This window comes from Rhizobium sp. LjRoot30 (assembly GCF_964253915.1).
In the GTDB taxonomy this organism is placed as follows: Bacteria; Pseudomonadota; Alphaproteobacteria; order Rhizobiales; family Rhizobiaceae; genus Metarhizobium.
The window spans coordinates 276,367-300,622 of the sequence record NZ_CAXUSG020000004.1; the positions used below are offsets into that span (position 1 = coordinate 276,367).

Sequence of the window (24,256 nt, forward strand, 5' to 3'; positions counted from 1 at the left end):
CGATGCTTCTCATCTATTGCCCCTATTGCGAAGAAGAGCGCTCCGAGCTCGAATTCCGCGGCGCCGGCGACGCCCATATCGCCCGGTCGGCCAACATCGCCGCGATCTCCGACGAGGAGTTCGAGGCCTATTTCTTCCTGCGCGAGAACCCGAAAGGGATGATCTTCGAGCGCTGGCGCCACATCCATGGCTGCGGCCGCTTCTTCAACGCCGCGCGCGACACGGTCAGCGACCGTTTTGTCAAGACCTACAAGGCCGGCGAGCCGAAGCCGGATCTCTATCCCGCGCCGGCCACAGCCGCCACTGTCGAAACCTACGAGGCCCTGGAAGGAGACGCCCAATGAGCGGCGCCAATCGTATCGCCGGCAAGGGCCGCCTGACGCCCGCCCGCACCGCCCGTTTCACCTTCGACGGCAAGAGCTACACGGCACTGCAGGGCGATACCGTCGCCTCGGCGCTCCTGGCCAATGGCGTGCATCTGCTCGGCCGCTCGTTCAAATACCACCGTCCGCGCGGCATCCTGTCGGCCGGTCCGGAAGAGCCGAATGCCCTGCTCGACGTCTCGCGCGATAGCGCCCGCCGCCAGCCGAACGTCCGCGCCACGGTGCAGGAAGTCTTTGACGGCATGAAGGCTGAATCGCAGAACCGCTGGCCGTCGCTCGCCTTCGATGTCGGCGCGGTCAATGATCTGATGTCGCCGTTCTTCGCCGCCGGTTTCTACTACAAGACCTTCATGTGGCCGAAGAAGGCCTGGCACGGCATCTACGAACCCTTCATCCGCCGCGCGGCCGGTCTCGGTGTCGCGCCGACCGAAGCCGACCCGGATCACTATGCCAGCCGCTACGCCCATTGCGACGTGCTGGTGGTCGGTGCCGGCGTTGCCGGCCTTGCGGCGGCCTTGGCCGCGGCTGAAGCCGGTGCCCGTGTCATCCTCGTCGACGAGCAGCCGGAAGTCGGCGGTGCCTTGCATTTCGACAATGGCCTCACCGTCAACGGCCAGTCCGGTTACGACTGGGCGCAGACGACGGCGGCCCGGCTTGCCACCCTGCCGAATGTGCAGGTGCTGACGCGCACGACGGCCTTCGGCTATTACAACCACAATTTCGTGGCACTTGCCGAACGCGTCACCGATCATATGGCCAAGCTAGGCAAGCAGTTGCCGCGTGAGCGTCTATGGCAGGTCCGCGCCAAGCGCGTCATCCTGGCGACCGGCGCTATCGAGCGCCACATGGTTTTCCCGAACAACGACCGCCCGGGTATCATGCTCGCTTCGGCCGGCCGCACGTTCCTCAACCACTTCGGTGTTGCCGTCGGTGCCAAGGTCGGCGTCTACACCGCCCATGATTCCGCCTATGAAGCGGCCTTCGACCTGAAGAATGCCGGCGTCGCCATCGCGGCCATCGTCGATTCGCGGGACAATCCGGGTGCAGCGGTGCTGGCGGAAGCGCGGCGGCTCGGCATCGAGGTGCTGACCGGCCATTCCGTCGTCAACACCTCCGGCCGGCTGCGCATCTCCTCCATGCAGGTCGCCCGCAACGGTGGCGGCTCGCCGCAGAAGATCGTCGTCGATGCGCTCTTGGTTTCCGCCGGCTGGACGCCGTCTGTGCACCTGTTCTCGCAGTCGCGCGGCAAGCTCTCCTTCGAAGGCGAAAAGCAGCGGTTCCTGCCGGGCACCTATGCCCAGGACAGCCTCTCCGTCGGCGCCTGCAACGGCACTGACGAGCTGCAGGCTGCCATCGAGGAAGCGCTCGCTGCCGGCGAGTTGATGGCCCGCGCCACCGGGGCTGCCGGCGGCAATGCCATATCGCTCTCCGGCGAAGCGGCCTTCGAATGGACCGGCGGCATGATCGGCGCTTCGGAAGGGGCAGGGCCGGACACCACGGTCAAGGCCTTCATCGACTTCCAGCACGATGTCTGCGCCAAGGACATTCGTCTGGCGGTACGCGAAGGCATGCACTCGATCGAGCACATCAAGCGCTTCACCACCAACGGCATGGCTTCCGACCAGGGCAAGCTGTCGAACATGCACGGTCTGGCGATCGCAGCTGAAGCGCTCGACCGCCCGATCCCGCAGGTCGGCCTCACCACCTTCCGCCAGCCCTATACGCCGGTCACCTTCGGCACGATCATCAGCCATTCGCGCGGGGCGCTCTTCGATCCCGCCCGCAAGACGCCGATGCATGCCTGGGAAGAGGCGCACGGCGCCGAATTCGAGGATGTTGGCAACTGGAAGCGTGCGTGGTTCTACCCGAAGGCGGGTGAAACCATGCACGAGGCGGTCAACCGCGAATGCAAGACGGTGCGCACCACCGCCGGCCTGTTCGATGCCTCGACGCTCGGCAAGATCGAGGTCGTCGGCCCGGATGCGGCCACCTTCCTCAACCTGCTCTACACCAACGCATGGGACACCTTGAAGCCCGGCCGCTGCCGCTACGGCATCATGACCCGTGAAGATGGCTATGTGTATGACGATGGCGTCGTCGGCCGTCTTGCCGAAGACCGCTTCCACGTCACCACCACGACGGGCGGTGCGCCGCGCGTGCTGCACCACATGGAAGACTACCTGCAGACGGAATTCCCGCATCTGAAGGTCTGGCTGACCTCGACCACGGAACAGTGGGCGGTCATTGCCGTCCAGGGTCCGAAGGCGCGCGAGATCCTCGCGCCGCTGGTCGAAGGTATCGATCTGTCTGCGGATGCTTTCCCGCATATGAGCGTTGCAGAAGGCAAGATCTGCGGTGTGCCGACCCGGCTCTTCCGCGTTTCCTTCACCGGCGAGCTCGGATTCGAAGTCAACGTGCCGGCCGATTTCGGCCAGGCCGTCTGGGAGGCGATCTGGGCGCAGGCCGAACCGCAGGGTGCCTGTGCCTACGGCACGGAAACCATGCACGTGCTGCGCGCCGAAAAGGGCTACATCATCGTCGGGCAGGACACCGACGGCACGGTAACCCCGGATGATGCCGGCGTCGCCTGGGCTGTCTCGAAGAAGAAGGCCGATTTCGTCGGCATTCGTGGCCTCAAGCGCCCGGACCTGATGCGGGAAGGCCGCAAGCAGCTCGTCGGCCTGATCACCAAGGATCCGTCCGTGGTGCTGGAAGAAGGCGCGCAGATCGTCGCCGATCCCAACCAGCCGAAGCCGATGACCATGCTCGGCCATGTCACCTCGTCCTACTGGTCGGAAAATTGCGGCCGCTCAATCGCCTTTGCGCTCGTCGCCGGCGGTCGCGCCCGTGTCGGCCAGACGCTGTACATCCCGATGCCGGACCGCACCATCGCTGCAGAGGTGACCGACACCGTGTTCTTTGACAAGGAAGGAGCCCGTATCAATGGCTGACCTGACGCAAGCTCTTCGCCGCGCACCGCTTTCGGGCGTCCACGGTGGCTCCTCCACCGTCCGCCTGACGCCTGCTGCCCCGGCAAGCCGTATCGCGCTGCGCGCCGGGCCGGATGCCGTCTTCGCCCTTTCCGGTGCCCTCGGCCTCGACCTGCCGACACGCCCGAAGGGTTCCGCCTCCGCCAACGGCCGCACCGCCATCTGGCTCGGCCCGGACGAATGGCTGGTGATCGACGAGAATGGCGCTGACCTCGTTGCCGCAGCCGGCTCGTCCGGTACGCTGCATGCGGCGACCGACGTTTCGCATCGCAACACGGCCATCATCGTCTCCGGCCCAGGCGCCGGAACGGCGATCAATGCCGGTTGCCCGCAGGACCTGTCGCTCGCCGTCTTCCCGGTGGGCGCCTGCTCGCGCACCATTCTCGGCAAGGCCGAAATCGTGCTCCTGCGTCTCGCCGAGGATACGTTCCGCGTCGAATGCTGGCGGTCTTTCTCGACCTATGTTTTCGGCATGCTGGCGGAAGGTGCGGAAGACGCGGGCGCTTGAGCGCTGAAATGAAAATCGCTGCTTTTGAACTAACCAGCGAAGTTGGATGTCCGGCTTTGGAGGGTTAGTTCAAAGCGATGATTTCATTCGCCCGGCTTGGGCGCATGGCGATGCCGCTTTATGTCCCATTCATGAAGACGCATCGCCATATAGGCGAGGAGAACCACGCTTGCAGGCGTCACAACGAAAGCGAGTGTCCATATGTCCATCATGCCAATCCCGTGAGGGTGCGTCTCGCCATCAAATGTAATGCAATGGCAGCTAAAAACCAACCCGCGATGCCAAAAGCGAAACGAAGCGTCGAGATACTGCTGCCGAAGTTTCCGATATTGTAGAGATATCCCGCCAAGGGCGTCGCGATGCCAACTGTAAAGCATGCGGTCGAAGCGCGGTCGAGCGCATTTGCGAGAAGCTTCGTTTTTTCATTGTCGATCAGTGGCATGCCCCAATCTTTGGTCGTTCACACATTCTCCGGCCGATCCTTCGGGTCGAACTGCACCAGCGTCAGCCAGGTCGCCGTCAGCGCCGGCTTACGTTCCTTTTCGATCTCGACGGAGACGTCGTAGGTGATCATCAAGAGGCCGGCGCCACGGAAACGGGCTTCGGCCAGCGAAAAATGTCCCCGCACCCGCGCGCCACATTTGACGGGCGACATGAAGCGCACCTTGTCGAAGCCGTAGTTGATCCCCATCGTCTGTTCACGGATTTTCGGCGCGCCTTCGTAGCTCATGGTGGAAAGCAGCGACAGCGTCAGGAAACCATGGGCAATGGTGCCGCCAAAAGGCGTTTCCGCGCGGGCTCGCTCGGCATCGACATGGATAAACTGATAGTCGTCGGTCGCCTCGGCGAAGATATCGATCTTTTTCTGGTCGACGGTAATCCAGGAGGAAACGCCCAATTCCTTGCCGACAAGGCCGTTGATATCACACAGCGATATTTCCTGGAGCATATTCGATTTCCGTTCTGGCGGCTGGCGGGGCGTTGAGGGGGGCTAATTCTCGAGGCAGAAGGTCACGGAGCGGGGCGCGGCCTCGATGTCGGCGATGTGGGTCGCAAGGCCGGGCGAGAGCACCTGCCAGCCACCTTCTGTCGGAGGCAGGTGGAAGATGCGGGCTTCGCGATCCCGGTTGATCAGGACAGCGAGACGGCATGGCTGGCCGGTTTCGGCATCCAGGGTTCTGATCACCATGGAAAGCGTCTTGCCTTGGGCGTTTTCCCAGTCGCCAACGGTCATCGGCGTACCGCTTTGCGTCAACCATTCGATGTCGCCATCGGCACCGGAGAAGAAACCTGTCTGCCGCAGCACCGAAAATCGGTTCCTCAGTCCCGACAGAAAAGCCGTGTGATCGATCAGCGCGCCGTCGAGTGTTTTCCAGTCGATCCAGGTGATCTCGTTGTCCTGGCAATAGGCATTGTTGTTGCCGCGCTGGCTGCGGCCGCCTTCATCGCCTGCGGTCAGCATGATGCTGCCGCGGCTGGCAAACAGCGTTCCAAGCAGGGCCGTCACATCCTGCCTGCGGCGGTCGATGACCGCCCAGTCATCCGTGGCGCCTTCCGCGCCGTTGTTCCAGGAGAAATTCTCGTTGTGGCCGTCGCGATTGTCTTCGCCGTTCGCCTCGTTGTGCTTGTGTGCGTGGGAGACCAGGTCCATGAGCGTAAAACCGTCATGGGCTGCGAGGAAATTGACGCTTCGCGTGATCTTGCCGCCTTCGCGGGAAAACGTGTCGGACGAACCGGCAAGCGCCGTCGCCAAGGCGCCTGTCGTACCGTCGTCGCCGCGCCAGTAGCGCCTAACGTCGTCGCGGGCACGGTCGTTCCATTCCAGGAAGGGCGGCGGGAAATTGCCGAGCTGGTAGCCGCCCGGCCCGATATCCCAAGGTTCGGCGATCATCACCCGGTCGGCCAGAACGTCATCGGCGAGGATCGCTTCCAGCGTCCGGCTGCTGCTGCTGAAGCCTGCCGCCGTCCGGCCAAGGATTGGTGCCAGGTCGAACCGGAAGCCGTCGACACCGGCATTGAGCACGAAATGGCGGAGGCTGTCGACGATCAGGCGGTGGATATAAGGATGGTCACAGGCGACCGTATTGCCGGTGCCCGTATCGTTGACAAGGTTGCCGGCATGCCGTGGATCGTGCCGGTAGAAGGCAAGATTATCGAGGCCGCGCAGCGACAGCGTCGTGCCGAAGCGGTCGCTTTCGCCGGTATGGTTGAAGACGAGGTCGAGAATGACACCGATGCCTTCCCGGCGCAGGGCAGCGACCGTACCGGCCAGTTCGCGCATGCCGCCGGGCACGAGGCGCGGATCGAGCGCCATGAAGGCGACGGGATTGTAGCCCCAGCCATTGTGCAGGCCGAGCGGCGGCAGGTGTCGCTCGTCGATCCAGGCGGTGATCGGCATCAGCTCGACGGCATTGACGCCGAGGCGCTTCAGGTGGTCGATGACGGCCGGATGGGCGAGCGCTGCCACCGTGCCGCGCTGGGCCGCGGGAACATCGGGATGCAGCATGGTGAAGGGCCGCACGGCGACTTCATAGATCAGGCCGCCATGCCGGAAAAGCGGCGGCCGGTGCGTTACGGGGATATCGCGCCGGACGATCGCCTTCGGCATCAGTTCGGCCGTGTCCACGCCGTAGGTTCCGAGCCGCGGATCGTGGCGGAACGCACGGTCGAGCTCGGTCGCATAAGGATCGACCAGCAATTTCGACGGGTCGAACCACAGGCCGTTGTCGGGATCGTAAAGCCCGTCGGCGCGGTAGCCATACCGCGTCCCTTCCTTCAGCCCGTCGATGAACAGGCGGTGCATGTCGCCATCGCGTTCCATCGGCTGGCGAAAGAATTCGTTCCCGCCTTCATAGAGGCAGAGATCGACATGCGTGGCATGGCTGGACCACACGGCGAACTCGACGCCCGTTTCAAAAGGGATGGCACCGCCCTGGCGAGAAAGGCAGTCCTGCATGGGGTCCCCGTTCAGGTAATGACACTCGGCGTATCACGTCCGGTGCGGCTGCGGATGTCGGCGATGGTTTCGGCGACGGCGATCAGGTCGGCGAGCGCGTCCTGCGTCTCCAGTCCGTGGCGATTCGGATCGGGCTCGTAACGCTCGATATACACCCGCAAGGTTGCGCCGGACGTACCGGTTCCCGAAAGACGGAAGACGACACGCGATCCACCTTCGAACAGGATGCGGATGCCCTGGTTCTTGCTGACCGACTTGTCGACCGGGTCGTGATAGGCGAAGTCGTCGGCGGCGGCGACGGTGAGATCGCCGAACGCCGTGCCAGGCAGGCTTCCGAGTTTCTCACGCAGCGCTTCGACGAGACCGTTGGCGGCATCGGTATCGACACCTTCGTAGTCATGGCGCGAATAGTAGTTGCGGCCGTAGGCGGCCCAATGCTGGTGGACGATATCGGCAACGCTCTCGCCGCGCACGGCAAGGATGTTCAGCCAGAGCAGCACGGCCCACAGCCCGTCCTTTTCGCGGACATGGTTGGAGCCGGTGCCGGCGCTCTCTTCGCCGCAGATGGTGGCGAGGCCCGCATCCAGCAGGTTGCCGAAGAATTTCCAGCCGGTCGGCGTCTCGTAGCTGCCGATGCCGAGCTTTTCAGCGACGCGATCGGAAGCGCCGCTGGTCGGCATGGAGCGGGCGATGCCGGCGATACCGGCGGAATAACCGGGCGCCAGGTTGGCATTGGCGGCGAGAATCGCCAGGCTGTCGGACGGCGTGACGAAAATGCCCTTGCCGATGATCAGGTTGCGGTCGCCGTCACCATCGGAGGCGGCGCCGAAATCCGGCGCGTCCTCGCCCATCATCTCGTCGTAGAGTTCCTTGGCGTGGACGAGGTTAGGGTCGGGATGGTGGCCGCCGAAATCCGGCAGTGGCATGAAATTGCGCACCGAACCGTTAGGTGCGCCAAGGCGGATCTCGAGGATTTCCTTGGCATAGGGGCCGGTCACGGCGCTCATGGCATCGAAGCAGATGCGGAAACCGAGGCTGATCATGTTGCGGATGGCGCCGAAATCGAAGAGCTCCTCCATCAGCGCCGCATAATCTTCTACCGGATCGATGACCGAAACGATCATGCCGGCGATGGTCTGCTTGCCGATGACATCAAGATTGATGTCGGCGAAATCGGCGATCTTATAGCTGTCGATCACCTTGGTGCGGGCGAAGATCGCATCGGTGATCTTTTCCGGCGCCGGACCGCCATTGCCGATATTGTACTTGATGCCGAAATCTTCGGTCGGGCCGCCGGGATTGTGGCTGGCCGACAGGATAATGCCGCCGAAAGCCTTGTATTTGCGGATGATGTGCGAAGCGGCGGGCGTCGAAAGAATGCCACCCTTGCCGACCATGACCTTGCCGAAGCCATTGGCGGCGGCCATCTTGATCGCCTTCTGGATGACTTCGCGGTTGTAATAGCGACCGTCGCCGCCGATGACGAGGCACTTGCCCTGATACCCTTCCAGCGAATCGAAGATCGACTGGATGAAGTTCTCGGCATAGTCCTGCTGCTGGAACACCGGCACTTTTTTGCGAAGCCCCGATGTGCCCGGTTTCTGGTCCGGATACGGCTTCGTGGGGACGGTTTTGTTCATGTGGCTATATGCCTTTCGCAACGAGACTGGAATAAAGCGCGGCATACCGCTCGGCGCTCTTCTCCCAAGAGACTTCCGATTTCATGCCTTGCTTTTGCAATTGGGTCCAGAGCTTTTGATCATAATACAGCCGGAAGGCACGGCGCAGCGCCTGGCGCAGTCCGGCGGCGTCGATCGGCGAGAATTGGATGCCCGTTGCCGCATGGTTGTTGATCGCCGCCTCGTTTGCATCGATGACGGTATCGGCGAGGCCGCCGGTACGGCCGACGATCGGCACGCAGCCGTAACGCAGGCCGTATAGCTGCGTCAGGCCACAGGGCTCGAAGCGCGAGGGGATAAGGATAGCATCGGCGCCTGCCTGCATCTGGTGCGACAAGGCCTCATTGTAGCCGATGGTCATGCCGATCCGGCCGGGATGCCGGTGGGTGGCGGCCAGCAACGACCGTTCGAGATCGGGGTCGCCGCTGCCGAGAATGGCAAGCTTTCCGCCCTGCGCCACGATCTCGTCGGCCGCGTCGGCAACCAGGTCCATGCCCTTCTGCCAGGTCAGCCGGCTGACGACACAGAAGATCGGCCCGTCGTCCTCCACCAGGCCGAAATGGGAGACGATTGCCTTGCGGTTGGCGGTGCGTTTGGCGAGACCCGACGCGGAATAACCGGCCGCGATCATCGGGTCGGTTTCTGGGTTCCAGATCTGGGTATCGATGCCGTTGACGATGCCATGCAGGAAATCGGCGCGGGCGGCGATGACGCCTTCCAAGCCCATGCCGAAGTCCGGTGTCAGGATTTCCTCGGCATAGGAGGGGCTGACTGTGGTGATCGCATGGGATGTCTGCAAGCCGCCCTTCAGGAATCCGACATCGCCGTAATATTCGACGCCTTCGATGGAGAAGGCGTGTGGCGGCAGGCCGAGTTGCCCGAAAATCTCAGGGGCGAACTGGCCCTGGAAGGCGATGTTGTGGATGGTCAGCGCGCTCGGCAGTTCCGGCGCAAAACCGTAGCGCATATAGACCGGCGTCATCGCCGCCTGCCAGTCGTGGACATGCACGAGATCAGGCTGCCAGCCGGGCAGGGCGCCGGTGGCGATTTCGGCACCGGCTTTGGACAGCGCCGCAAAGCGCCGCCAGTTGTCGGGATAATCGAGGCCGTTGGTATCGAGATAGGGGCCGCCGGCGCGGTCGAAAAGTTCCGGCGCGTCGAGGATCAGCAGGGTTAGACCCTTGTAATCTGCCTCCAGCACGCTGGCCCTGGCACCGAGCAGATCGTCGAACTCGGCGCGCAGCATGGTATTGCCCACGGCTGCCATGACCGCCGGATAACCGGGGATCAGCGTTTTCGTCGAAATGCCGCGGGCCTTGAGCGCCAGCGGCAGGGCACCGGTGACATCGGCCAATCCCCCGGTCTTGACCAGGGGATAGATCTCGGATGCGATGGCCAGGACTTGCATCGGTTACAGGTCCAGCCGGTCAATCATCTGCTGGGTGATCAGGCAAATGCCTTCGTCGGTGCGGCGGAAGCGCTTTCCATCGATTTCAGGATCCTCGCCGACCACCAGCCCTTCCGGAATGGTGACGCCGTGGTCGATGACGACGTTCTTCAGCTGCGCCCGACGGCCGATGCGCACGGAGGGCAGCACCACGGCGTTTTCCAGCCGCGAGTAGGAGTTCGCCCTGACGCCGGTGAACAGCAGGCTGCGGGTGAGCGAGGCGCCGGAAATGATGCAATCGCCCGAAACCAGCGAGGAGATCGCCGAGCCGCGGCGGTTTTCATCGTCATGGACGAATTTTGCCGGCGGATTGATCTCGGCATAGGTCCAGATCGGCCAGGACTTGTCGTAGAGGTCGAGTTCAGGAACGATGTCGGTGAGGTCGATATTGGCCTGCCAGTAGGCATCGATGGTGCCGACGTCGCGCCAGTAGGGTTCGCGTTCGAAGTCGGAACGCACGCAGGACTGGGCGAAACGGTGCGCGATGGCCTTTCCGTTATTGACGATATAGGGAATGATGTCCTTGCCGAAGTCGCGGCTGGAGCTTGGGTCGTTGGCATCGCGCCGCAGGCAATCGAGCAGGAACTTGGTGTGGAACACGTAGATGCCCATCGAGGCCAGTGCGAAATCCGGCTTGTCGGGAATGCCCGGCGGATCGGCCGGCTTTTCGACGAAAGCAATGATCTCGTCCTTCTCGTTGACATGCATGACGCCGAAGCCGGTTGCCTCCATGCGCGGCACTTCCAGGCAGCCGATGGTAACGTCGGCGCCTGAATCGACGTGCTGCTGCAGCATCAACTCGTAGTCCATTTTATAGATATGGTCACCGGCGAGGATGACCATGTATTCCGGGCCGTAGGGCTCGATGATGTCGATGTTCTGGTAGACGGCGTCGGCCGTGCCTTCGTACCACTGCGTTTCCGAAACGCGCTGGCTGGCCGGCAGGATGTCGAAGCTTTCGTTGCGTTCCGGGCGGAAGAAGTTCCAGCCGCGCTGCATGTGGCGGATCAGCGAATGGGCCTTGTATTGCGTCGCGACGCCGATGCGGCGGATACCGGAGTTCAGCGCGTTCGACAGCGCGAAATCGATGATGCGCGCCTTGCCGCCGAAATAGACGGCGGGTTTGGCGCGTCGATCGGTCAGTTCCTTGAGGCGGCTTCCGCGTCCGCCGGCAAGAACATAGGCCATGGCATCGCGGGCCAGCGGTTGGATCCGTTTTTCCATCATTCTTTACTCCTCCCGACTTTTCTTCAGTTTTCCCATTCCAGCATCAGTGTTGCGAGCGGTGGCAAGGTTATCGTTGCTGTCGTTCCCCCATTGGCCACCTGCACTGCTTGAACACGTCCGCCATTGCCCTTGCCGCTGCCGCCATAGATTTCGGCATCGGTATTGAGGATCTCGCGCCAACGTCCGCCGGCCGGCATCGGGATCGTGAAATTCTCGCGATAGACCGGCGTGAAGTTGCAGACGACGACGACAGGCTTTTCACCCGGCGCCTTGCGCTGCCAGACGAAGACCGAGTTTTCGTGGTCGTCGGCGCTCAACCATTCGAAGCCTTCGCCCTCGCAGTCGCGGGCGTGCAGGGCCGGCTTGGAGCGATAGGTGAGGTTGAGATCGCGCACCAGCCGGCGCATGCCTTCGTGCATCGGGTACTGCAGCAGGTTCCAGTCGAGCGCCTTCGCTTCGCTCCATTCGCTCCACTGGGCAAATTCCTGGCCCATGAACAGAAGCTTCTTGCCGGGATAACCCCACATCATGCCGTAATAGGCGCGCAAGTTGGCAAACTTCTGCCAGTCGTCGCCGGCCATCTTGGCGATCAGCGAGCCCTTGCCGTGCACCACCTCGTCATGGGAAAGCGGCAGGACGAAGTTTTCCGAGAAGGCGTAGAGCAGCCCGAAGGTGATCTCCTGATGGTGGTGCTTGCGATGCACGGGCTCCCGCGCCATGTAGCTCAGCGTGTCGTGCATGAAGCCCATGTTCCACTTGAAGCCGAAACCGAGCCCGCCTTCATGCACCGGATGCGAGACCTTCGGCCAGGAAGTCGACTCCTCCGCCACCATCATCGTGCCCGGATGGCTGCCGTAGACGTGCTTGTTCACCGATTGCAGGAACCGCACGGCATCGAGGTTTTCCCGACCGCCATATTCGTTCGGCACCCATTCGCCGTGCTTGCGGGAATAATCGAGATAAAGCATCGATGCGACCGCATCGACGCGCAGCCCGTCCAGATGGAATTTTTCCGTCCAGTAGAGCGCATTGTTGACCAGATAGGACAAGACCTCGAGCCGGCCGAAATTGTAGATCGCCGTGTTCCAGTCGGGATGGAAACCCTGGCGCGGGTCCTCGTGCTCATAGAGCGCGGTGCCGTCGAACCAGGCAAGCCCGTGCTCGTCGGTCGGGAAATGCGCCGGCACCCAGTCGAGGATGACGCCGACGCCGACCTTGTGGCAGCCGTTGACGAAGCGGGCGAAACCTTCGGGTTCGCCAAAACGCGCCGTCGGTGCGTAGAGCCCGGTCGTCTGGTATCCCCAGGAGGGATCATACGGATGTTCGGTGATCGGCAGGAACTCGATGTGGGTGAAACCCATGTCGGTACAATAGGGGATGAGCCGTGTCGCCAGCTCGTCCCAGGAGAGCATCGTGCCGTCGTCCTTGCGCTGCCAGGAGCCAGCATGCACCTCGTAGATCGAGATCGGCTGGCGGCGGTGGTCGACGGTCGCCCAGTGCTTGCGGTGCGCCTCGTCGTCCCATTCCTGCACCAGTTCGGCGGCGGTCATCGAGGCGTTTTTCGGGCGCAGTTCGGCGCGGCGCGCGAAGGGGTCGGCCTTCAGCGGCAGCGGCACACCGTTCGACCCCATGATCTCGAACTTGTAGGTCTGGCCGGCAACGACGTCCGGGGCAAAAATCTCCCAGATGCCGGTATCGGCCCGCAGCCGCATCACGTGCCGGCGGCCGTCCCAGTTGTTGAAATCGCCGACGATGGAGACACGTTTGGCATTCGGCGCCCAGACGGCGAAATGGAAGCCGTTGACGCCCTCATGCTTCAGCGGATGGGCGCCCAGCTTGTCGAAGAGCCGGAGGTGCGAGCCTTCGCGAATGTAATAATCGTCCATCGGCCCGAGCACCGGACCGAAGCTGTAGGGATCTGTGATCATCCACTCCGCATCGCCGCGCCGGGCGCGGTAACGAACGGGCTGCAGTTTCGAGACCTCGACGCGGCCGACAAAAAAGCCGGCCGGATCGAGGCTGGTCAGTTCACCGACCGTCGTTCCGTCGAGCGCCACCGCCGTGACGGCTTCGGCGCCCGGTATGAAGCAGCGCACCGCGTAGCCGTCCGCCACGCGATGAACACCGAGAATAGCAAAGGGATCGGTATGGGTACCGGTGACAATGGCCGCGATGTCGTCGGTGGACACCTCCACCGACTGAACCTCCTCGGGGAGGCGCTTCGACGGCTTTTTCATCCGGCTCTCCAGATCTCTTTCGCGTATTGCCGGATCGAACGATCCGACGAGAACCAGCCCATGCGCGCAGTGTTGCGGATGGTCTTGGAATACCAGCGTTCCGGTTCGCTCCAGATCGCGTCCACTTCGCGCTGGGCGCGCGTGTAGGAATCGAAGTCGGCGGCGACCATGAACCAGTCGTGGGTGTAGATGCCGTCCACCAGTCCGGCGAAGCGGTTGCGGTCGTCCGGCGAGAAGACGCCGGAGGCGATGGCCGCCAGCGCCTGCGACAGCTCGCGGGAATTCTCGATCGTGGCCCGCGGGTTCGGCGTTTCCGAGCGAACCTTGGCGACCTCGTCGGCGGTCATGCCGAAGATGACGATGTTGTCGGCGCCGACATGGTCGCGCATCTCGACATTGGCGCCGTCGAGCGTGCCGATGGTCAACGCGCCGTTGAGGGCGAACTTCATGTTGCCGGTGCCGGAGGCTTCCATGCCGGCCGTGGAGATCTGCTCCGAGAGGTCGGCCGCCGGCACCATGATTTCAGCCAGGGAGACGTTGTAATTGGGAATGAAGACCACCTTCAGCAGGCCACGCACCGCGGGATCGTTGTTGATGACACGGGCTACGTCGTTGGCCAGCTTGATGATCAGCTTGGCGTTGTGATAGCTCGGCGCCGCCTTACCGGCAAAGAGCTTAACGCGCGGCACCCAATCCAGTTCCGGGCGGGAACGGATCTGGTCGTAGAGCGCGACGGCCTCGATGATGTTGAGCAGCTGGCGCTTGTATTCGTGGATACGCTTGATCTGGATGTCGAACATTGCCGACGGATCGAGGCGGATGCCCATGCGCTGGGCCACGAGATTGGACAGCACCTGCTTGTTGGCACGCTTGACGGCTGCAAACCTCGCCTGGAAATCGGCATTGTCGGCGTGGGCGTCGAGCGCCTTCAGCGCCTCCGCATCGTCCATGAAGCCGTCGCCGATGGTTTCGCGCAACAGGCTGGTCAGGCCCTGGTTGCACTGCATCAGCCAGCGCCGCGGGGTGATGCCGTTGGTCTTGTTGTTGATGCGTGTCGGGTAGAGCTTGTGGAGATCGGCAAAGACCGTCTCCTTCATCAGTTCCGTATGCAGCGCCGAGACGCCATTGATCGAATGCGAGCCGGTGAAGGCAAGATTGCCCATCCGCACCCGGCGGTCGCCGGTTTCGTCGATCAGCGAGATCGACCGGATTTCGGCATCGTTCATGGTCTTCGTCTTGCGGGCGTCGATGAGAACCTTGGCGTTGATCGCGTAGATCAGCTGCATGTGGCGCGGCAGAAGCCGTTCGAACAGCGGAACCGGCCAGCTTTCCAGCGCTTCCGGCAGAAGCGTGTGGTTGGTGTAGCTGAAGGTGCGCCAGGTGATGTCCCAGGCCTGTTCGAAATCCAGGTTATGGACGTCGATCAGCAAGCGCATCAGTTCCGCAATGGAGACGGCCGGATGGGTATCGTTGAGCTGGATCGATACCTTGTCCGGCAGCGAGGTGAAGTCCTCGTATTGCTGCAGGTGGCGGCGCAGGATGTCCTGCAGCGACGCGGAGCAGAAGAAGAATTCCTGGCGCAGCCGCAGCTCTTGTCCTGCCGGCGTCGCATCGGCCGGATAGAGGACGCGGGCCAGCGTTTCGGCCTTGTTGCTCTCGCGCAGCGCGCCGATATGGTCGCCGGCATTGAAGGCGTCGAGCAAGATCGGGTCGATCGGTTGCGCCGTCCACAGCCGCAACGTGTTCACCCGCTTGGCGCGCCAGCCGACCACCGGGGTATCGTAGGCCATGGCGATGACGCGTTCTGCCGGCTTCCAGACGTAGCGCGGCGTCTCGTCATATCCGCCGACGGTTTCCACCGCACCGCCGAAGCCGATTTCATAAGAGCTTTCGCGGCGCTCGAATTCCCACGGGTTGCCGTGGGCGAGCCAGGTTTCCGGCAGTTCCACCTGCCAGCCATCGGCCATCTGCTGGCGGAACAGGCCGTGCATGTAGCGGATGCCATAGCCATAGGCGGGAATATCGACCGTCGCCATCGATTCCATGAAGCAGGCGGCGAGACGGCCGAGGCCGCCGTTGCCGAGTGCAGCATCCGGCTCCAGCCCGGCGATGACGTCGAGATCGACGCCGAGCGAGGTGAGCGCGTCGCGAATTTCCGACATCAGGCCCATATTGTTGATGGCATCGCGCATCAGGCGGCCGATCAGGAATTCCAGCGATAGATAATAAACGCGCTTGGCGTTGGTCTTGTAGACCTGCTTGGTGGAGGCCATCCACTTGTCGATGATGCGGTCGCGGATGACCAGGATCGTCGCCGTCAGCCAGTCATGCGGCTTGGCCACCTGGGCATCCTTGCCGATCCTGTAGGTCAGGCGCTCGATGATTTCTTCCGCGAGAACTGCGGGTTGGGAGCTGCGCGGGGCGGGAAGGGGGAGGTCTGCCTTGGGGAGATTGTTCATCTGTGGCCCTGTAGGTTTGGATAGTGGTTTGGCAACCGAACGACCAACACAAATCAACTCGCGTGCGGCATCATACGGTCAGTTTATGCACCGATATCATGCACTTGCAACAGAGATTTAAGCGCTGTGAAAAATCATCCGCGGTTGTGCTCCGTGAATGAAAAGGACTTGCGTTTGCTGAAATTTGCGTGTCTGCTTGATGCCCGCGAAACACGAAAACACCCGCCTCCGGCCATTCCGGAAGCGGGTGATTCATAACGTTTCGATGAAGGCTGCGGCGCCGTCAGTTGGTCAGGCGTGTCGACAGCTGCGAGGCCTTTTCGCCGATCGATTTGAAGGCGGCAACCAGTTCACTCATGTTGTCAGCCGCAAAATAGTGGCTCGCGTCCGTGGCGCAGTATTGCAGCAACTGCTGGCCGCGGGTCGGGGCCATGAAGGCAACGGTGTAGACCTGGATCTTGGCGGTGCGGGCGGCATCGCACGTGGCCTTGGTCGAGACGTCGTCGCTCGTGTAATTGTTGTCGCCGTCGGTCATGAAGACGATGTATTTGGTCGGCACCTGACCGTTCTTTGTCTTGTGCTCTTCCTCTTCCTTGTAAGCGCCGGACTTCTTCACCTTCATGAGGCTGTCATAGGCGGTCTGCATGCCCTTGGCGGATGCGGTGCCGCCGAGCGCCTGCAGGGCGTTGACATAGGTGGAGGCTGCCGCCTTGTCCCAGGAGAGGCTTGTCGCGGCCTGCGTCTCGAGGTCATAAGAAATGGCGCCGATGCGGACGTATTCACTCTTCGGATCCGCCGTGGTCAACTGCGTCATCAGGCTGCCGACAGCTGTCTTCAAGGCGTTGATCTTCGAGATATAGCACGGGCTCGATGCTGCCAGGTTGGGGTAATATTTCCAGTTGCTTTCCGTGTAGTTCTGGCAGGACGTGGCCGTCGTGCTCTTGGTATCGGTCTTCCAGGCCATCGAACCGGACTTGTCGAGCACGAGGTACATCGACAGGGCGTTCTTGCTCTCCGTCTGGCTTTCGGAAGCGCTTTTCACCGAGACATCCATCGACTTGAAGCCGATGATGCTGCTGAAGCCTGAGAAGGGAACCGTATAGGCGGCCTTGATCTCCACCTTGAAGTTCTTGCCCGCGCCGCCGACTGGCGTTTCGATGATGTTTACGACCGGATCCGTCGAAAAGGGGTTGTCTTTCGGCACGTCCTTCGCTTCGTCGAGGGCGCTGCCCCTGTTGGCCATCTGGCCGGTCAGGAACTGGATGGCCAGCTCGCGCGCTTCCTTTTCGGTGAGGCCCTTTTGCGCCAGAGCAGAGGCGGCCGCAAGTGCTGCGGAATCGGCGGCGTCCTGCAGCCGGTTCTTTTCCTGCAGCAGATTCGACGTGTCAATCGCCAGTCCGACGACGCCGAACAGGATGGGGATGATCAAGGCTGTGGTGATGGCGAAATTACCGCCCTTGTCCCGCAGCAGGTGCCGCAATTTCGTTTCACGACCCGAGAGACCACTCATGACGCATATCCAGTCATTTTTTTAAGCTGGACAAGCTTTAGCGCTTTCTCATTGACGGAGGATTTATGGAATGGGTGCAATTTTATCGAAGGTGCATGTTTCGTGACAGTGGTGGCTAACCGACCGGGACGACATCCACCGCCTGAACGGTCTGCTGCTTGCCGTAACTCTTGAGAACCCCGATGACCGGCGCGACGTCGGAATAGTCGCGGCCGTAGGCAACGACGATGTGGTCGGTGCCGGCGGGAATGTTGTTCGTCGGGTCGAGTTCGATCCAGCCCATGGCGTCGCCGCACCAGACGCGAACCCAGGCGTGCATGGCGTCTGCGCCTTCCAGCCGCTCCTTGCCGGGCGGTGGAATCGTGCGCAAGTAGCCGCTGACGTAACCGGCAGGAATGCCGAGGCTGCGCAGCGCCGAGATCATGATGTGACTGAAATCCTGGCAGACGCCACGCTTCAAAAGGAAGGCCTGTTTCGGTGTGGTGTCGACCGTCGTGGCTTCCGAATCATAGGTGAAGTCCTTGTAGATGCGGGCACACAAGGCTGTCGCGATTTGGCACACCGTCCGGTCATCGCCGGCGATGCTGCGCGCATAATCGGCGATGACAGGCTCCTGCGGTATGCGCGGACTGGTGCCGAAGAAATGGTGCGGGGAGGCGGGGCCGAGCGACCAGCAGTCCGCCACCTCGTCGGGCAGCTTGGCCAGCAGCGGCGAAAGGTCGGCGGCGATGGGCTGCGCTTCGACCTGCACACGCGCCTTCATGCGGATGTCGAGCCGCTCGTGCGGGGCGCGAACGAACACCGAGGAGGCCGGATGCTGGAAGAAGTCGGTGAAGGTCGAACGTTCCTCCGGCGTCGGGCTCACCGTCAGCGAGCCGGCGACCAGCCGTTGCCGGTCGGGAAGCGACAGCGGCAGCACGCGGATGATGTGTCGCGCATTCGTGGCGGCCGTATCGTAGAGGTAACCCATATGCAGGGACAGGTCGTAGAGCATGGCGGCCTAGCCCAGATAGGTTTGCGCGAGAATGTCGGAAAGCCGTTCGATCTCGTTTTCCAGCCGCCGGTAGACATCGCCGTTCATCGTTTCCGGCGTCATGACGGCAACGCCGGAATGCAGCCGCATCGCCTCGCGATAGAAGGGCGACATCTGGCCGTTGATGAAGGCATTCGGCAGCTGTTCCACTTCGGTGCGGATCTCGTTCAGCTGGAAGAGAATGGAACGGGGGTTGAGCGGATCGAGCGCCAAAAGGTCGGTGACCGTCAGCCGTGCGGTGTTGACGTTGTAGCGGCGGCGGTGGGTCATGACGTTGTCGCCGATCTCCAGCAGCATGTCGAGTGCGCCGTCCGGCGCCTCCGGTCCGGACATGTGGCCGAGCAGCCGCGTCATGTGCAGCCCGCGCTCGAGATAACGGCCGATCGACAGGAAGCGCCAGCCGGTGAAGCGATACATGTTTTCGTGCACCAGGCCGGCGAAACCGGCGAGCTTGCGCAGCAGGATCGTCATCGCATGGGTGGCGTCGTCGCCGGGCTTGACCCGCTCGTGAAACCGTCTTGCCGTCTTTGCCAGGTCGTTCAGCGCCAGCCAGCCGTCCGGCGAGAAACGGTCGCGAATGTTGCTGGCGGAATAAACGGCGCTATCGATGTTGCGCAGCAGGCTTTCCGGCACGGCTTCGGCCGTGTCCATGTCCAGCGCTGCAAGATAATCGCTGACATTGGCGAGCAGCGGCTGCTTCGGATCGGCGGATTCGGCAAAGCGGGCGTTCCAGGCGCGCAGGATGCGCAGCGCCCCTTCCGCCCGCTCGATGTAGCGGCCGAGCCAGAAAAGGTTGTCGGCGGCGCGGCTCGGCAGGCTGCCCGGCATGTTGCGGGTGAAGTTTTCCTCGGCCGGCAGCAGCGTGGTGCGCTCCACCGGCTTGTCGCTGACGATCCAGACGTCGGCGGCTCGACCGCCTGACTGCATGGCAATCGCCGCCACGTCGTCGCCGGAGCCGATGCGGGCAAAACCACCCGGCATGATTTCCCAGCCGTCATGGGTTCGGGCTGCGAAGACGCGCAGGCTCATCGGTCGCGGCGTCAGCTTGCCGTTGACGATTGCCGGCGTCGTCGACAACGTCACGGCTTCCTGGCCGACCAGCTTGGCGCCGTCGGTGCTCAGCCAGTCGGCAATGGAAACCTTGGCCGAGCTGCGCAACGTCGATCCGAGCACCGACTGGCCGTCGTCGTCGAAGAAAGGCAGGCGCGAATAGGCTGGGCCGATCACCATCTTGGAAATGTTGCTGGCCACGTGCTCGCGCTCCGCCTGCTGCCCGCACCACCAGGTGGCGATCGATGGCATCAGCAGGTCCTCGCCCAGCAGATGGCGGCAGATCGTCGGCATGAAGGCCAGGAGGGCGCGGGTTTCCAGAATGCCGGAACCGAGTGCGTTGACGATGGAAACGGAGCCGGCCCGCAGTGCTTCGACCAGGCCCGGCGTACCGATATGGGAATGCTGGTTGAGTTCCAGCGGATCGGCATAGGAGGCGTCGAGGCGGCGCCAGAGAACACTCACCGGCTTCAATCCGGCGACGGTGCGCACCATGACGCGGTCGTTGAAGACCGTCAGGTCTTCGCCTTCCAGCAGCATGAAGCCGAGGTAACGGGCGATGTAGGCATGTTCGAAATAGGTTTCGTTCGCCGGCCCCGGCGTCAGGACGGCGATGCGATCCTCGGCGCTGTGCTTGCCGCCCTGCAGCGTATGGCGAAAGGCGCCGAAGAAGGAGGCGAGCCGGTGCACATGGGTCTCGGCATAGATATCGGAAAAGGCGCGGGTCGTCGCCACGCGGTTTTCGAGCGCGAAACCGGCGCCGGACGGCGCCTGCGTCCGGTCTGCCAGCACCCACCAGTTGCCGTCAGGCCCGCGGCCGACCTCGAAGGAGCAGAAATGCAGGTAGTGGCCGCCCACAGGCTTGATGCCGACCAGAGGCCGCAGATATTCCGGGTTGGCCGCCACCAGCGCGGGCGGCAGACAGCCGTCGCGTACCAGCCTGTTTTCGCCGTAGATGTCGGCGACGACCTCTTCCAGAACGTTGGCGCGCTGGATCAGCCCGGCTTCCAGCGCCTGCCATTCCTTCTCGTCGATCAGCACGGGAATATGGGAGATCGGCCAGTTGCGCTCGCCGCTACCCTGGGCGCCATAGGCGCGATAGAACACGCCGGCATCGCGAAGATAACGGTCGGCGCGGGCAAAGCGGTCGTGCAGTTCCTGCTCCGACATGCGGTTGATCGCGGAAAGGAACCCCTGCCAGACGGGGCGCACCTGTCCCTGCGTGTCGACCATCTCGTCGGCGATGCCGGGCATGGCGCGATAGCCGAAGGCCGGATCGGTTGTCGACCCGGCCTCAGCGCTCAGCTTTCGTCCCGTCGCGGGCTTCTTCCCCATTTAGATCCCTTGCGGCCGCCGCAAATCCAGCGTCAACGGAAAGTCCGCCGAGACGGCTTCCTGCATCAGAGTGTAATGTCCGCCGGTGTGTCCCCACGGTTCGAAGCGCGCCAGACGCCGGGCTTCCGCTTCGTTGCCGTTCACCGGGAACGTGTCATAGTTCCGGCCGCCCGGATGGGCAACATGGTAACGGCATCCACCGATCGAACGGCCGGTCCATGTGTCATAAATGTCGAATGTCAAAGGCGTATTCACGGGTAACACCGGGTGAAGGCCTGACGCCGGCTGCCAGGCCTTGAAGCGGACGCCGGCAACGGCAACACCTGATTCTCCCGTCCGCTTCAACGGCACGGCGCGGCCGTTGCATGCCACCGTGTAGCGTTCGGGGTTGTCGGTCTGAAGCTTCACCTGCAGGCGTTCCACCGAGGAATCGACATAACGCACCGTGCCGCCCGGCGCGCCTTGCTCGCCCATCACGTGCCACGGTTCCAGCGCCTGGCGCAGTTCCAGCTTGGTCTCGCCGTATTGCACTTCGCCGCAGAAGGGGAAGCGGAATTCCAGCTGCGCCTCGAACCATTCCGGACGGAAGGTGAAACCGTTGTCGCCGAGGTCGGAGAGTACGTCGAGGAAATCCTGCCAGATATAATGCGGCAGCATGAAGCGGTCGTGCAGGGTCGTGCCCCAGCGCACGAACCGGCCGCTGGCCGGGTTCTTCCAGAACCGGGCGATCAGGGCGCGGACCAGCAGTTGCTGGGCGAGACTCATGCGGGCATTCGGCGGCATCTCGAAGCCGCGGAATTCGATGAGGCCGAGGCGGCCGGTCGGACCATCCGGCGAAAACAGCTTGTCAATGCAGATTTCGGCGCGGTGGGTATTGCCGGTGACGTCTATCAGCAGGTTGCGGAACAGGCGATCGACCAGCCAGGGCAAAGGCGGCAGGCCCTGGCCCGGTACCGGCACCTGCGCCATGGCGATTTCCATTTCGTACAACGAATCATGCCGGGCCTCGTCGATGCGCGGCGCCTGGCTGGTCGGGCCGATAAACATGCCGGAGAACATGTAGGAGAGCGAAGGATGGCGCTGCCAGTGCAGCACGATGCTCTTCAACAGATCCGGCCGGCGCAGGAACGGGCTGTCGCCGGGATTGGCGCCGCCGACCACCACATGGTTGCCGCCGCCGGTGCCGGTGTGGCGGCCGTCGATCATAAACTTGTCGGCGCCGAGACGTGTCTGGCGCGCTTCCTCGTAGATCGCCTGCGTCGTCGCAACACAATCCTCCCAGGAGGAAGCGGGATGGATGTTGACCTCGATGACGCCCGGATCCGGCGCGACGCGGATGACATTGATGCGTTCGTCGTGCGGCGGGGCATACCCTTCGATATGCACCGGCAGGCCGAGGGCAGCAGCAGCGCGTTCGGTCGAGGCGACGAGGTCGAGATATTCCTCGATCGTCACCGTCGGCGGCATGAAGACGCAGAGCCGCCCGTCGCGAGGCTCGACCGATATCGCCGTGCGCACGTGTCCGCCGATGTCCTCGGCATAACCGCTCGGCTGCGGAGTAACGGGCTGCGTCTCGGCGAAGGGCTGGAAGCGCGCTGCCTGCAGCGGCCGGCCTTCGTCCTTGCCGAAATCGGGCAAGGGGCCGCGCGGCACGCTCGGATCGAGCGGGTTGATGTAGGGATATTGCGACGGCGGGATGAAGGCGAGCGCGTTCAGCGGCAGGCGGAAGCCGACCGGGCTGTCGCCGGGCAGCAGGAAGATACGGCCGCGCCGCGTCGTCCACCTTTCGCTGACCCAGCGGCGACCGCTGGCGCGGGCGTTCCAGGCCTGCACCGGCAGGACGTAGCCGGTGGGTTTCGTCAGGCCGCGTTCGAAGACGCGGGCAATACGCTGCCGGTCCTCGGGATTCTCCAGCTTGGAATTGGACGGATCGACATTTTCCGGCAGACTCGCTTCCTTGACCAGCCATTCCGCCGGGTCCTCGAAGGCCGGAAGCACGTTTTCCGGCTTGATATCCAGTTCCCCGGCAATCGCCGTCAGCAGCCGGCCGGCATCGTCCGCCGTCACCTCGTAGTCGGTGCTTTCCTTGGCGAGCAGCTCGTCGTTCGACCAGACTGGCAGGCCGTCGCGGCGCCAGTAGAGCGAAAACGTCCAGCGCGGCAGGGATTCGCCCGGATACCACTTGCCCTGGCCGTAATGCAGGAAGCCGCCGGGGGCGAAACGTTCACGCAGGCGGCGGATCAAAAGGTCCGCCTTGTCGCGTTTGGTCGGGCCGACGGCGTCGGTGTTCCATTCGGCGGATTCGAAATCGTCGATGGACACGAAGGTCGGCTCGCCGCCCATGGTCAGGCGCACGTCCTGTGCCGCCAGTACACGGTCGACCTTCTGGCCAAGCGTGTCGAGCGCCTCCCAGGATTCCTCGGAGAAAGGTTTGGTGATGCGCGGGTGCTCGGCAACGCGCCGCACCTTCATGTCGAAGTCGAATTCCGTCTTGGCATGGCCGGAGTACCCGCCGGAAATCGGTGCGGCGTTACGGTAATGCGGCGTCGCCGCCAGCGGGATGTGGCTTTCGCCGGTCAGCAGGCCGGAGGTGGGGTCGAGGCCGACCCAGCCGGCGCCGGGAAGATAGACTTCCGCCCAGGCATGCAGGTCGGTGAAATCGACTTCCGTGCCGGAAGGGCCGTCGAGTGCCTTCAGGTCAGGTGTCAACTGGATGAGGTAACCGGAGACGAAGCGGGCGGCCAAGCCGAGATGACGCAGGATCTGCACCAGAAGCCAGCTGCTATCGCGACACGAACCCTTGGCGCTGATCAGCGTATCCTCGGGTGTCTGCACTCCGGGTTCGAGCCGGATGACATAGCCGATTTCCTGCTGCAGCCGGGCATTCAGGCCGACGACCATGTCGACGGTGCTCTGCTCGGAGCGATCAACCGTCTTCATGAAGGCGGCGAAGGCGTCGCCGGTCGGTTCCGGCTTCATGTAGATCGACAGGTCCTCCGTCAGTTCCGCCGGATAGGAGAAGGGCCATGTCGTGGCGCTTTCCTCGACGAAGAAGTCGAAGGGATTGTAGACCGTCATGTCGGCGATCAGGTCGACCTCGATCTTGAACTCCGTCACCGGCTCGGGAAAGACGAAGCGGGCGAGGTAGTTGCCGTAGGGGTCCTGCTGCAGGTTGACGAAGTGGTTTGCCGGCGTGACCTTCAGCGAGTGGCTGAGCACCTTGGTCTTGGAATGCGCGGCGGGTTTCAGGCGGATGATCTGGGGGCCGAGAATGACGGGGTTATCATATTTGTAGTGCGTCAGATGGTAGATGCTGGCTTTGATCGACATCGTGCTGTTTGCCTGACCCGTTCTGCGATACACGCTTCATGATCGGGTGATCTTGTGCAATGCAGCGCAAGAAAGCAAGAAGGATTGCGGCATTCCGTCGCCGTTGCAAAAT

Annotated in this window: 15 protein-coding genes; 3 read left to right on the plus strand and 12 right to left on the minus strand. The window is 62.9% G+C overall.

What is annotated here, in order from left to right:
- Positions 1–2 precede the first annotated feature (2 nt).
- From ACSQ3I_RS11110 to ACSQ3I_RS11120, 3 genes are read left to right on the plus strand one after another with little or no spacing between them, the layout of a single operon-like run.
- Positions 3–344, plus strand: a complete 342-nt coding sequence (locus tag ACSQ3I_RS11110; protein ID WP_435998796.1) for a sarcosine oxidase subunit delta — start codon at positions 3–5, stop codon at positions 342–344.
- On the plus strand, positions 341–3,334 hold the full coding sequence (locus tag ACSQ3I_RS11115; RefSeq protein ID WP_435998798.1) for a sarcosine oxidase subunit alpha: 2,994 nt from the start codon (positions 341–343) through the stop codon (positions 3,332–3,334). Before ACSQ3I_RS11110 ends, ACSQ3I_RS11115 begins: the two co-directional genes overlap by 4 nt.
- The gene (locus tag ACSQ3I_RS11120; protein ID WP_435998799.1) at positions 3,327–3,881 is read left to right on the plus strand and encodes a sarcosine oxidase subunit gamma; all 555 of its coding nucleotides are present in this window, start codon (positions 3,327–3,329) and stop codon (positions 3,879–3,881) included. The genes ACSQ3I_RS11115 and ACSQ3I_RS11120 overlap by 8 nt, the downstream gene beginning before the upstream one ends.
- A 208-nt stretch (positions 3,882–4,089) precedes the next feature.
- Here the strand turns inward: ACSQ3I_RS11120 and ACSQ3I_RS11125 are convergent, their stop codons facing one another.
- From ACSQ3I_RS11125 to ACSQ3I_RS11180, 12 genes are all read right to left on the minus strand, one after another.
- Positions 4,090–4,323, minus strand: coding sequence for a hypothetical protein (locus tag ACSQ3I_RS11125; RefSeq protein WP_435998800.1), 234 nt, complete (start codon positions 4,321–4,323; stop codon positions 4,090–4,092).
- Between the two features lie 18 nt (positions 4,324–4,341).
- Positions 4,342–4,830, minus strand: coding sequence for a MaoC family dehydratase (locus ACSQ3I_RS11130; RefSeq protein ID WP_435998801.1), 489 nt, complete (start codon positions 4,828–4,830; stop codon positions 4,342–4,344).
- Positions 4,831–4,872: 42 nt separating this feature from the next.
- Positions 4,873–6,837: a glycogen debranching protein GlgX gene (glgX, locus tag ACSQ3I_RS11135; protein ID WP_435998802.1), complete on the minus strand. Its 1,965-nt coding sequence runs from the start codon at positions 6,835–6,837 to the stop codon at positions 4,873–4,875.
- Positions 6,838–6,848: 11 nt separating this feature from the next.
- The gene (locus ACSQ3I_RS11140; protein WP_435998803.1) at positions 6,849–8,477 is read right to left on the minus strand and encodes an alpha-D-glucose phosphate-specific phosphoglucomutase; all 1,629 of its coding nucleotides are present in this window, start codon (positions 8,475–8,477) and stop codon (positions 6,849–6,851) included.
- 4 nt (positions 8,478–8,481) lie between these two features.
- Entirely contained in the window at positions 8,482–9,924 is a 1,443-nt protein-coding gene (gene glgA, locus ACSQ3I_RS11145) for a glycogen synthase GlgA (RefSeq protein ID WP_435998804.1), read from the minus strand.
- Positions 9,925–9,927: 3 nt separating this feature from the next.
- Positions 9,928–11,190: a glucose-1-phosphate adenylyltransferase gene (glgC, locus tag ACSQ3I_RS11150; protein WP_435998806.1), complete on the minus strand. Its 1,263-nt coding sequence runs from the start codon at positions 11,188–11,190 to the stop codon at positions 9,928–9,930.
- A 23-nt stretch (positions 11,191–11,213) separates the two neighbouring features.
- Entirely contained in the window at positions 11,214–13,427 is a 2,214-nt protein-coding gene (gene glgB, locus ACSQ3I_RS11155) for a 1,4-alpha-glucan branching protein GlgB (protein ID WP_435998808.1), read from the minus strand.
- Positions 13,424–15,886 (minus strand): glycogen/starch/alpha-glucan phosphorylase, encoded by a 2,463-nt coding sequence (locus tag ACSQ3I_RS11160; RefSeq protein ID WP_435998810.1) that lies wholly within the window; start codon positions 15,884–15,886, stop codon positions 13,424–13,426. Before ACSQ3I_RS11160 ends, glgB begins: the two co-directional genes overlap by 4 nt.
- A 283-nt stretch (positions 15,887–16,169) precedes the next feature.
- The gene (locus tag ACSQ3I_RS11165) at positions 16,170–17,396 is read right to left on the minus strand and encodes a vWA domain-containing protein (protein WP_435998812.1); all 1,227 of its coding nucleotides are present in this window, start codon (positions 17,394–17,396) and stop codon (positions 16,170–16,172) included.
- A gap of 115 nt (positions 17,397–17,511) precedes the next feature.
- A complete protein-coding gene (locus ACSQ3I_RS11170; protein WP_435998814.1) occupies positions 17,512–18,390 on the minus strand; it encodes a transglutaminase family protein in 879 nt (292 codons plus the stop codon).
- A gap of 6 nt (positions 18,391–18,396) precedes the next feature.
- Positions 18,397–20,814: a circularly permuted type 2 ATP-grasp protein gene (locus ACSQ3I_RS11175; RefSeq protein WP_435998816.1), complete on the minus strand. Its 2,418-nt coding sequence runs from the start codon at positions 20,812–20,814 to the stop codon at positions 18,397–18,399.
- Positions 20,815–24,144, minus strand: a complete 3,330-nt coding sequence (locus tag ACSQ3I_RS11180) for a DUF2126 domain-containing protein (RefSeq protein ID WP_435998818.1) — start codon at positions 24,142–24,144, stop codon at positions 20,815–20,817.
- Positions 24,145–24,256 lie beyond the last annotated feature (112 nt).